The sequence below is a fragment of the Streptomyces chilikensis genome (assembly GCF_001642695.1).
Lineage (GTDB): Bacteria > Actinomycetota > Actinomycetes > Streptomycetales > Streptomycetaceae > Streptomyces > Streptomyces chilikensis.
Window position 1 is genome coordinate 1,744,437 of sequence record NZ_LWCC02000005.1, and the last position, 10,622, is coordinate 1,755,058.

A 10,622-nucleotide genomic window follows, 5' to 3' on the forward strand; every position below is an offset into this window, starting at 1 on the left:
GCGACGGCGGGGCGGGCGGCGACGTGTCCGCGCAGGACGGTCCGGATTCCGGCTCCCCCACGGTGACGTCGGGGGAAGCGGACCACCGGCACCGGAACGGGAACGGCCGCGGCGGGGACGCGGACCCGGACGGCGGAACGTCATCGGGAGGGCACGGCGAGGACCGCGGCCGCGGTGCGCGGGAGTCCCTGCGGACCGCCTGCCGGGACTTCCTGGCGGGGAGGCCGCTGACGCCGGACCAGCGGCGGAGGCTGGACGCGGCGGCGGGAGGCGCGGAGGTGTCCGCCTACTGCGGCCGCGTCACGGACGACGGCGGCGACCCGCCGGGCGGCGGCAGGGCCGAGCCGGACGAGGAGCGGGACGGCAGGGGCGACGACGACGGGAGGCGGGCGGCCGACGGCGAGGGGAAGCGGGCGGCGGACGGGAGGCGGACGGCCGACGACCGCGGTTCCGGCGCCTTCGCCCGCCCGGACCGGGACGCCCCCCGCGAGGGCGGCGGCCCCCGTTCCGGCGAGTCCTCCCGCCGGGGGCACGACGGCCACGGCGGCGACGGCGGGAACGGCGACACCGCCCGTCGCGGCCACTCCTCCTCCCACCGCTGACCCGCGGCCGGCCGGCCGGACCGGCGCAGGCCCCCGCCACCGGGGGCGGCGTCACGCCCGCGGGGGATCCACCCGGCCCTCGACCAGTTCGCGGTGGGCGGGCTGGAGGCCCTCCGGCAGGTCCCCGGGGTCGCACCACCTCGCCTCGAGGATCTCGAAGTCGTCGATGACCAGTTCCCCGCCGAGCAGTTCCGCCTCGTAGGCCACCTCCAGCCGCAGCCGGTAGCCGCTGCGCAGCCGGACCAGCCGGCCGGGCCGGACGTCGAGGTTCGTCTCCTCCTTGACCTCGCGGACCACCGTCCGCCCGAACTCCTCGCCCCGCTTGGCGAACCCGGTGGGCAGCCCCCACGGCAGGTCGGGGTTCCACAGCCGGTGCCGGAGCAGCAGCACCCGGCCCCGGTCGTCCCGGACCACGCCCGTCACGCCCACCATGTAGGTCGCGTTGGCCAGCCAGAGGATCCGCCACTGCCAGGAGCCCCGGATCCGCCTCCAGAGGGAGGCGATGAGCCGCTTGGGAGTCGTCACCCCTCCAGCGTAGGCGCGTGAACTCCCCCGCGAACCCCGGCCGTCGGCCGCGCGGCGGGTGGCGGCCTCCGCTTGAACATGTTCAAAAAGAGGTCTACCTTCATACCCGTCAGCGTTTTTGAACGCGTTCAAGGAAGGTGGGGGCATGGACCTCACGGTGATCACGTACGTCGTCTACCTGGTCGTCAGCATCGGGCTCACGGTCTGGGTGGCACGCACCCTCAGCAGCAACGGGCGGATCTTCCTCGCCGACGTGATGAAGGGCGACGAGAAGCTGGCCGGGGCCGTCAACCACCTGCTGGTGGTGGGCTTCTACCTGGTGAACTTCGGCTTCGTGGCCCTCTACCTCAACCGGGACGAGACCGTCACCAGCACCCGCGGCGTCTTCGAGGCGCTCTCCACCAAGCTCGGTGTGGTGCTGCTGGTCCTCGGCGTGCTGCACCTGGGCAACGTCTGGGTGCTCGGCCGGATCCGCCGGCGCGGCCGGATGGAGCGGGAGCAGGTCCCGCCGGTGGACCCGCAGGCGTGGGCCCCGCCCGCCGCGCCGGCCGGGGCGTGAGCGCGCGGGGCCGGGTGCCGGTCACCGGGCTGACGGTGCTCTACGACGCCGACTGCCCGCTCTGCCGGCACCTGAGGGACTGGCTGCGGCGGCAGCCCGCGCTGGTCCGGCTGGACCTGGTGCCGGCCGCCTCCGAGGAGGCGCGGCGCCGCTTCCCCGGCCTGGACCACGGGGCCACGCTGGACGAGATCACGGTGGTCGGCGACGCCGGCCAGGTCTACACGGGGCCGACCGCCTGGATCGTCTGCCTGTGGGCGCTGCGCGAGCACCGCCCGCTCTCCCACCGGCTCAGCACTCCGGCGGGCGCCCGGGTGGCGCGCGCCGCGGTGCTCGCGGCCTCCAGGTGGCGGGCCCACCTGAAGGGCGCCGCCGCGGCGGACGTGCCCGGCCGCTGGGGCGGCGGGGCGTACCGGCGGGAGGACGGCTGGGTCTACCACCCCGGCCTCGGCTGGACCCTCGACGCCCCGGGCTGCCCCGACGGGGCGTGCCCCGCGGGCTGAGGGCACTGGTTAGGCTCGGGGCGTGCCCGAACCGAAGGAACCCAGAGCCCCCAGGCCCAAGAGCGAGCAGACCCGCACGCTGATCCTGGAGACGGCGATGCGCCTCTTCCAGGAGCGGGGCTACGACCGCACCACCATGCGGGCCGTCGCCCAGGAGGCCGGGGTGTCGGTGGGCAACGCCTACTACTACTTCTCCGGCAAGGAACACCTGATCCAGGGCTTCTACGACCGGATCGGCGCCGAGCACCGGGTGGCGGTCCGGTCGGTCCTGGACCGGGAGACCGATCTGCAGGCCCGGCTGGCCGGCGTGCTCACGGCCTGGCTGGACGTGGCCGAGCCGTACCACGAGTTCGCCGCGCAGTTCTTCAAGAACGCCGCCGACCCGGACTCCCCGCTGAGCCCGTTCTCCCCCGACTCCAGGGCTCCCCGCGAGGAGTCCATCGGCATCTTCCGCGAGGTGCTGGCGGGGTCGAGGGCGAAGGTGCCGGCCGAGCTGAAGGACACCCTGCCGGAGCTGATGTGGCTGTCCCTGATGGGCCTGGTCGTCTACTGGGTCTTCGACCGCACCCCGGGCCGCGAGCGCAGCTACCGGCTCGCCGAGCGGGGCGCCCGCCTCACCACCCTGGGCGTCTCCCTGGCCCGCTTCCGGGTGCTGCGGCCCCTGGTCCGCGAGGTCCACGAGCTGTTCACGGACTTCCTGCCGGGCATGGCCGACCCGGAGACCGCGCGGAACACCGCCCCGGAGGCGGACCGGAAGGCGGGGACGGGCCCGGACGCGGAGGACGGGCCGGAGGCGGAGGACGGCGACGCGGGGACGCCCGGCCGCCGGACGGAGCGGCCGTCCCCCTGAGGCGCGCGGACGGGCGTTCCCCGTGGAGGGGCGGGCAGCGCCGGCAGGCCGCCGGCGCGACGCGGGAGGACGGGACGGAGCCGGTCCTCGTCCGCTCCGGGTGGGGGACGGACCGCTGCGTCCACAACCCCGACGGGCCCGCCGGGCGGATCCCGACCGCGGGAACCCCGGTCCCCGGCGGCGCCGGGAGCGGGACGGGTCAGAGCCAGCCCAGGCGCCAGAGGCGGAAGACCCCGGTGCCGTCGTTCAGGAACTGGCCGCCGCCGACGTCCTTGCTGGTGACCGTGTACTCCTTGCGCTGCCAGAGCGGGATCATCGGGACCTTCTCGGCGGTCAGCTTCTGCAGTTCCTCGAAGGTCCGCACCGCCCGCGTCCGGTCGCCGAAGGACTGGCTCCGCAGGATCAGTTCGTCGATCCGCTTGTCGCCGAACCCGTTCTTCATGCTGTTGCCGGTGCCGATCAGCGCCGCGGAGAAGTTGTCCGGGTCGGGGTAGTCCGCGATCCAGCCGAGCGTGTAGGCGTCGAACTCGCCCTTGGCGTAGTCCTTCTGGAAGGCGTTCCACTCGCGGCCCTCCAGCTTGACCAGGAAGAGGCCCTCCGCCTCCAGCTGCTCCTTGAGCTCGTAGGCCTCCTTCTCCCTGGTGCCGATCCTGGGGAAGCCGAGGGAGACGGGCACCGGCGTCCGGACCCCGGCCCGTTCCAGCAGCTCGCGGGCCTTGTCCGAGTCGCGCTCCGGGAAGGCGTCGAAGAAGGCGGTGTTGTGGCCGGTGAAGCCCGCCGGGATCAGCGAGTACAGCGGCTCGACGGTGCCGTCCAGCACGGTCGCCGCGATCTTGTCGCGGTCGATCAGCCAGGCCATCGCCCTGCGCACCGAGGGGTCGGCGAGCGGAGTGCCGGGACGGACGTCCAGCACCAGGTTGTTGGTGCTGGAACCGTCGCTCTCGGAGATCCGGTGGTCCGGGTCGGCGGGCGACATCCCGGCGAGCGTCTCGGGCGGCAGTTCCCGGGAGGCGACGTCGATCGCGCGGTTCTTCCACGCCTCGTCCAGTGCCGCGGAGTCGGTGAAGTACCGCAGGGTGACGGGCGTGGCCCTGTCCTCCACGGCCCCCCGGTAGTCCGGGTTGGGCACGAGGACGGCCTCCTCGCCCTCCTCGTACGAGGTCAGCCGGTAGGGGCCGGTGCCGTCCACGCCGGTTCCGCCGCGCAGTTCGTCCGCCGGGTACGCCTCGCTGTCGACGATCGAGGCGGCGCCGGTGGCGACCTTGAACGGGAAGGTGGCGTCCGCGCTGGAGAGCCGGAACGTCACCTCCCTGCCGTCGGCCTCGACGGAGCGCAGGGTGGAGAAGAGCGAGGCGGGCCCCACCTCGGAATCGATCTTCAGCACCCGCTCGAAGGAGAACTTCACGTCCTCGGCGGTCATCTCGCGGCCGCTGGGGAACCTCAGCCCCTCGCGCAATTCGCAGACGTAGACCTTCGCGTCGTCCCCGTTGAACCCGCACTCCTCGGCGGCGTCCGGCACCGGCTGGGTGCTGCCCGGCTGGTACGTCGTCAGCGTCTGGAAGACGTTGGAGAACACCGCCCAGGAGCCGGCGTCGTAGGCGCCGGCCGGGTCCAGCGAGGTCACCACGTCGCTGGTGCCGACCACGATGGGCTTGGCGTCCGCCTCGGCGTCGGGCATCAACTGCCACGCGCCGACGCCGACGACGCCAAGGACAAGCACAGTCGCGAGAATCCGCACCCGAACCGAGCGCACAGGTCCCTCCCCAGGGCCCGACACATCAGATGTCGCCGATCTTCCTCAGACCTTCACATCGGCGGCCACACTGAACCACAGGTGTGACGCGTGGGGAAGGAGTTCGCCAGAACCCGGGATCCGCCCGATCACGCCCGCAGGGACGCGAGTTCCACCACGGTGATGTCCGACGGCGCTCCGACCCTGGTGGGCGGCCCCCAGGCGCCGGCGCCACGGCTGACGTAGAGCTGGGTGTCGCCGTACTTCTCCAGCCCGGCCACCGTGGGGTTGGCCAGCCCGGCGAGGTAGGGGCCCGGCCAGAGCTGGCCGCCGTGGGTGTGACCGGAGAGCTGCAGGTCGACGCCGTGCTCCACGGCCTCGTCGATGGTGACCGGCTGGTGGGACAGGAGCACGACCGCGCGGGAGGTGTCGCGGTCGCCCAGCGCACGGGCGAAGTCGGGGCCCTGGCCGTGGTCATCGCCCGCGATGTCGTTGACGCCGGCGAGGTCGAAGTGGGCCAGCTCGGTGCGCGCGTTCTCCAGCGGGCGCAGGCCCAGGTCACGGACCTCGTCCACCCACTCCTCGGCGCCGGAGAAGTACTCGTGGTTGCCGGTCACGAAGTACGCGCCGTGCCGGGCGCGCAGACCGGCGAGCGGGGCGGCGGCCGGCCCCAGGTCGCGGACGGTGCCGTCGACCAGGTCGCCGACGACGGCGATCAGATCGGGCTGGGTGGAGTTGACGGTGTCCACCACGCGCTGGGCGAAGGAGCGTCCCAGCACCGGGCTGAGGTGGACGTCGCTGACCACGGCTATCCGGAACCCGTGCGCGGCCCGGGGCAGCCGGGCCAGCGGGACGGTGACCCGCTTGACGGTCGGGCCGTTCAGCACGCCGTAGGTGCCGGCGCCGACGGTGCCGAGACCGGCCACGGCGGCCACCGCGCCGACGGAACGGGCGACGAACAGGCGGCGGGACAGGCCCTCCGCGGGCGTCGCGGGCGCTTCCCGGCCCTCGTCGGCCGCCCCCTCGTCGCCGGTCCTCTCCCCGTCCGGCTCCACGGCCACGGAGGCGGCCGGGGCGCCGGCACCGTCGCCGGCGCCGCCGGACGCGGCGGCGTTCGCGGTGAGCCGCGCCCCGGGAGCGGGGGCCAGGGCGGTGGCGGCGGCCGGAAGACCGGCGTCGGGTCCGCTCCGGGCCCCGGCGGCGGGAGCCCCTTCCTCCGCGGCACGGCGGGCGTCGCGGCGGGCCAGCGCGCGGCGCAGCAGCGGACGCAGCGGCTCGGTGACGATCAGGGCCATCGGGACGTAGATCATCACCGCCATCCAGAGGAAGCCCGGCCAGGCGACGGCCTGACGCAGCGAGAACGGCAGGGTCTCCCCGCGGCTCGTCATGGCGCCGAACAGCAGCACCACGCCGAGCAGGAACAGCGCGGTGCCCAGCCGCCGGGCCGGGCTCCTCGGGACGGTGGTGTCCCGCACCAGACGCCGCCACATGTACCAGTGCAGGGCCGCCAGCGCGGCCACCACGATCAGTGCGACGAGCACGAATACGACGCCCACGTCCGTTGAGTCCCCTGTTCCTGTGTGCGGTTGGGCGCCGACGGCGGCGCCGACGACTATGAGTTGCGCCGCAATGCGCGGATTCCGCGCAACCCGATGACCCCTACGACCGTCCCCAGTACGAAGGAGACCACCGCGAGCAGCAGGTGGACCCAGAAGTACCCGGTCGGATTCCCCGCGTCGTCGAACGCGAGACCGCTGCCGTCCTTGTAGAGGTTGTTGACGAAAGTGATCCAGATGACCCAGCTCCACACCCCGAAGGCGAGAAGGAACCAGGAGACGGGTCGGCTGAGCTTCATGCGGCCAGTATCGCCGCCGGGCGGCGGGGCCGGGGACCGGAGCGGTGATCGGGCGGCGGAGTGCGACGGGAATCACTGCGGAGGGCGGGGGCACCGAGGGGGTACGCCCGTGCCGTCCTTGGCATGTACGTTCTCGTCCGTGCCCGCACCGAAGAAGACCGCCAAGCGACCCGCCCTGACCGCTTCCGCCGCGCTGCTCTCGTTGGTCCTCGGCCTGGCGGCCGTACCGCTGACCGCGGGCGACGCCCAGGCACAGCCGGCCCGGCCGGGCCCGAAGTCGCCCGGCAGCCGCTTCCCGGGCTCCGCGTCCACGGCCGGGCCGGCCCCCACCTCCAAGGTCACGTCCTCCCCGTCGAAGGCCGCGGGCGGCTCGTCCTCCGGCGCTTCGGGCCCGACCTCCCCGGGGGCGGCGAAGGACGCTCCGGCCGCGGGCTCCATGTCGACGGTGGGCGGCGCCCGGCTCGGTGTTCCCGGTACCCAGGTCGCGCCGAACGCGGGCGCGCCGGAGCTTCCGGAGGGCCTCTCGGCCACGTCGTGGATCGTCGCCGACGCCGAGAGCGGCGAGGTGCTCGCCGCGCACGACGCGCACCGGAAGCTGGCTCCGGCGAGCACGCTGAAGATGCTCTTCGCCGACACCCTGCTGGGGCACTGGCCCGCCACCGAGACGCACAGGGTGACGGACGAGGAGCTCTCCAAGGTCGGCTCCGGCTCCAGCCTGGTCGGCATCAAGGCGAACGAGACCTACACGGTCCGCGACCTGTGGCTCGGCGTCTTCCTGCGGTCGGGCAACGACGCGGTCCACGTGCTGTCCGCGATGAACGGCGGTCTCGACAAGACGGTCGCCGACATGAACGCGCACGCCGCGGAGCTCCAGGCACGGGACACGCACGTGGTGAGCCCGGACGGCTACGACGCCGAGGGCCAGGTCTCCTCCGCCTACGACCTCACCCTGATAGCGCGCTCGGGGCTGCAGAAGAAGGACTTCCGCGCGTACGCGTCGACGGTCCGGGCGCAGTTCCCTGGCGAGACGAAGAAGGGGAAGAACGGCAGGACGACCCGCGGCAACTTCGAGATCCAGAACACCAACCGGCTGCTCACCGGCAGCGGGGTGGACCAGTACCGCGGCATCGCGGGCGTGAAGAACGGCAACACCACCGAGGCCGGGGCGACGTTCACGGGCGTGGCGGAGCGGGACGGCAGGGTGCTGCTGGTCACCGTCATGAACCCGCGGAAGAAGGAGCTCAACCGGGTCTACGAGGAGACGGCGCTGCTGCTGGACTGGGGGTTCGCGGCGGCGGGGAAGGTGACCCCGGTGGGTGAGCTGGTGCCGCCCGCGTCCCAGGCGTCCGCCTCGCCGTCGGCGTCCCCGGCGGCGATGGCACCGGCGGGTGACGAGGCGAAGACCGTGACGGCGTCCGTGGAGGCGGAGGAGACGGGACCGGTGTGGATCCCGCTCGCCATCGTCGGGGGCGTGCTGGTGCTCCTCGCGGGCGGCGGCTTCCTGATCCACCGCCGCTGGCCCCTCCCGGGCACGGGCCCGCGCGGCGGGCCGGCGGGGCGCGGCGCGGACGCCGGTGCGCAGGGCGCGGCCGGGGGCTCCGACGGCGGGCCGGCGGGGCGCGGCGCGGACGCCGGTGCGCAGGGCGCGGCCGGGGGCTCCGACGCCGCGGACGGCGACGCCGGCGCCTCCGACGCGAAGCCCGGGAGTGCCGACGCCGACGCGGAGGCGAAGGCCGGGGGCTCCGGCGCGACGGGCACGAAGGCCGGGCGTTCCGGCGCAGCCGCCGACGCGGACGACGCGGACGGGAGCGCCGAGGACAAGGACGCCGCCGAGGACGCGGCGGGGGCCGAGCCGGCCGGAACCGCCGAGGCCACGATGCCCCAGCAGGCGTCCGGTCCCCGTGCCGCGGAGAAGGGCGAGGGCCAGCCGGCCTGAGACGGCGTCCCCGGCCTCCCGCGGGCGGCCGGGGACGTCACACCGTGGCGGTGGCGGAAGGCGCGACGGCGGCGGCGGCGGTGGAGGGGGAGGAGGACTTGGCGGTGGCCGTCCAGGCCGCGCTGTAGAGCAGCAGCTTGCACGTGAAGTTGATCCACAGCAGCAGGGCGATCGGCACACCGAACGCTCCGTACATGCTCTTCGCGGCGACCCCCTGGATGTAGCCGCTGAGCAGCAGCTTCAGCAGCTCGAAGCCGACCGCGCCGATCAGCGCCGCCTCGACCAGGCGGCGCTTGGAGGGGTGGGCCCCGGGAACCATCCGCAGCACGTACAGCAGCAGCAGGAAGTCCGCGAGGACGGCGACGGCGAACGCGGCGATCCCGAGGAGGACGCCACCGACCCCGCCCTCGTCCAGCCCCATCGCCCGCGCCAGCCGCCCCACCATGCCGCTGGCGACCGTGGAGATCACCAGCGTGGTCAGCACCGCGCCGCCCAGCCCGAACAGCACCCCCAGGTCCTTGGCCTTGGTGAGGAGGATGTTCTCGTCCGGGTCCGGCATCTCCCAGACGGCGCGCAGGCAGCCCCGCATGGAGTCGACCCAGCTCAGCCCGGTGAAGAGCAGCAACGCGCCGGCGATCAGTCCGACCGTCCCCGCGTTGGCGACCAGCTCCTCGATGTTCAGCTGGTCGGAGATCCCCGGCACCTGCTCGGCCGTCTTGTCCTGCAGCGTCCGCTGCTGGGCGGTGGAGAGGGTTCCCGCGGCGGCGGCGGCCGTGAGCGTGAGCAGCGGGAAGAGCGCGAGGAAGCTGGTGAAGGTCATCGCGGCGGCCAGCCGGGTCCACTTCACCTGGTCCAGCCGCTCGAAGGCGCGCCCGGCGTGGGTCTCCATCAGCCGGGCCATCCAGGGGCCGACGACGGGAAGGTTCTTCAGCCAGTCCATCCCACGACCCCGTTTCCGTCTCTGTGCGGAGGACAAGGGTTCTGATACCCCGGAACCGGGCCGTCGTGCCCGGTGTCGTGCCGGCTCCCGCGCCGGCGACCGGATCCCGCGCGACGTGAGGCGGAGCCGGGGCCCCGGCGGGCGGCCGGGGCCGCGGCGCGGCCGGCCGCCGGGGCCGCCTTCACCAGCCGGTCACCGCCAGCCCGTAGAGCACCGCCCACACCAGGGCGACGACGGCCAGCGGGCGGTCCCGCAACACGACGTCCTCCGGTTCCCCCGCCGTGCCGCGGTCGGCGAACACGGCGTAGCGTAGAACCCCCAGGATGAAGGCGATCATGGACAGCTGCCGCCAGGGCAGCAGCCCGGTCTGCGGGACGCCGCCGGTCTCCAGGGCCCACAGGCAGTACCCGAGGACCGCGCCGCCCGCCGCCAGCTGCCAGACGAAGCGCAGGTAGCCGGCCGTGTACTCGGTGAGCAGCGCCCGGGTGGCCCCGCCCCGGCCGGCCATCTCGACGGCCTCCGAGTAGCGCTTGGCGGCGACCATGAAGAGCGCGCCGAACCCGGTGGTGATCAGGAACCAGCGGGAGAGCGGGATGTCCATGGCGATGCCGCCGGTCATGGCGCGCATCAGGAAGCCGGCGGCCACCACCGCCAGGTCGACCACCAGCACCCGCTTGAGGCGCAGGCAGTACGCGAGCTGCATCGCCACGTAGGCCGCCAGCACCGCCGCGGTCAGCGGCGGGCAGAGCAGCACGGCGGCGAGCGGGGCCAGCACGGCGAGGGCGCAGCCGGCCGCGTAGGCGACCGGCACCGGCACCTGTCCGGCGGCGACCGGGCGGTGGCGCTTGACCGGGTGGGCCCGGTCGGACTCGGCGTCGCGGGCGTCGTTGACCAGGTAGACGGCGGCGGAGCAGGCCGTGAAGAGGAGCAGGACCAGCGGCAGCCGGGTCAACGCGGCCGTGGTGAAGAGCTGGCCCGCGGCGGCCGGGGCGGCCACCACCAGGACGTTCTTGACCCACTGCCGGGGGCGGGCGGTGCGGACCAGCCCGGCGAGCAGCGCGCCCGGTCCGGGGCGGCGGGGCGGCGCCGGGCGCGGAGCGCCGCCGGGGCGGGCGCGCGGCCC

At 74.3% G+C, this 10,622-nt stretch carries 9 protein-coding genes and 2 pseudogenes; 5 read left to right on the forward strand and 6 right to left on the reverse strand.

The window, feature by feature from the left end; genetic code table 11:
- A pseudogene (locus A2U95_RS31985) lies at positions 1-602 on the forward strand (hypothetical protein); the annotation flags it as partial.
- Positions 603-653: 51 nt separating this feature from the next.
- On the opposite strand, the gene A2U95_RS31990 reads toward A2U95_RS31985, so the two are convergent.
- A complete protein-coding gene (locus tag A2U95_RS31990) occupies positions 654-1,127 on the reverse strand; it encodes an NUDIX domain-containing protein (RefSeq protein WP_240957239.1) in 474 nt (157 codons plus the stop codon).
- 145 nt (positions 1,128-1,272) lie between these two features.
- On the opposite strand from A2U95_RS31990, the gene A2U95_RS32545 reads away from it, so the two are divergent.
- Genes A2U95_RS32545 through A2U95_RS07775 form a run of 3 tightly spaced genes read left to right on the forward strand, consistent with a single transcriptional unit; the run spans position 1,273 to position 3,036 of the window.
- Positions 1,273-1,686: a hypothetical protein gene (locus A2U95_RS32545; RefSeq protein ID WP_166021462.1), complete on the forward strand. Its 414-nt coding sequence runs from the start codon at positions 1,273-1,275 to the stop codon at positions 1,684-1,686.
- Entirely contained in the window at positions 1,683-2,186 is a 504-nt protein-coding gene (locus A2U95_RS32550) for a thiol-disulfide oxidoreductase DCC family protein (RefSeq protein ID WP_166021463.1), read from the forward strand. Before A2U95_RS32545 ends, A2U95_RS32550 begins: the two co-directional genes overlap by 4 nt.
- Positions 2,187-2,208: 22 nt before the next feature.
- Complete coding sequence (locus A2U95_RS07775; RefSeq protein ID WP_277350869.1) at positions 2,209-3,036, forward strand: TetR family transcriptional regulator; 828 nt, start codon at positions 2,209-2,211, stop codon at positions 3,034-3,036.
- Between the two features lie 199 nt (positions 3,037-3,235).
- Here A2U95_RS07775 and A2U95_RS07780 read toward each other — a convergent pair whose 3' ends face one another.
- The 3 genes from A2U95_RS07780 to A2U95_RS07790 form a co-directional block, all read right to left on the reverse strand.
- A complete protein-coding gene (locus tag A2U95_RS07780; protein WP_166021464.1) occupies positions 3,236-4,789 on the reverse strand; it encodes an ABC transporter substrate-binding protein in 1,554 nt (517 codons plus the stop codon).
- A 128-nt stretch (positions 4,790-4,917) separates the two neighbouring features.
- Complete coding sequence (locus A2U95_RS07785) at positions 4,918-6,324, reverse strand: metallophosphoesterase (protein ID WP_240957240.1); 1,407 nt, start codon at positions 6,322-6,324, stop codon at positions 4,918-4,920.
- A 56-nt stretch (positions 6,325-6,380) separates the two neighbouring features.
- Entirely contained in the window at positions 6,381-6,623 is a 243-nt protein-coding gene (locus A2U95_RS07790) for an SCO4848 family membrane protein (protein WP_166021465.1), read from the reverse strand.
- 139 nt (positions 6,624-6,762) lie between these two features.
- Here A2U95_RS07790 and A2U95_RS07795 point away from each other — a divergent pair.
- Positions 6,763-8,151, forward strand: a pseudogene (locus A2U95_RS07795) (D-alanyl-D-alanine carboxypeptidase family protein); the annotation flags it as partial.
- Positions 8,152-8,596: 445 nt separating this feature from the next.
- On the opposite strand, the gene A2U95_RS07800 reads toward A2U95_RS07795, so the two are convergent.
- Together A2U95_RS07800 and A2U95_RS07805 are read right to left on the reverse strand one after the other, a co-directional pair.
- Positions 8,597-9,499 (reverse strand): YihY/virulence factor BrkB family protein, encoded by a 903-nt coding sequence (locus tag A2U95_RS07800; protein ID WP_166021467.1) that lies wholly within the window; start codon positions 9,497-9,499, stop codon positions 8,597-8,599.
- 181 nt (positions 9,500-9,680) lie between these two features.
- On the reverse strand, positions 9,681-10,622 hold a 942-nt coding region (locus A2U95_RS07805; RefSeq protein WP_420856976.1), incomplete at its 5' end, for a decaprenyl-phosphate phosphoribosyltransferase.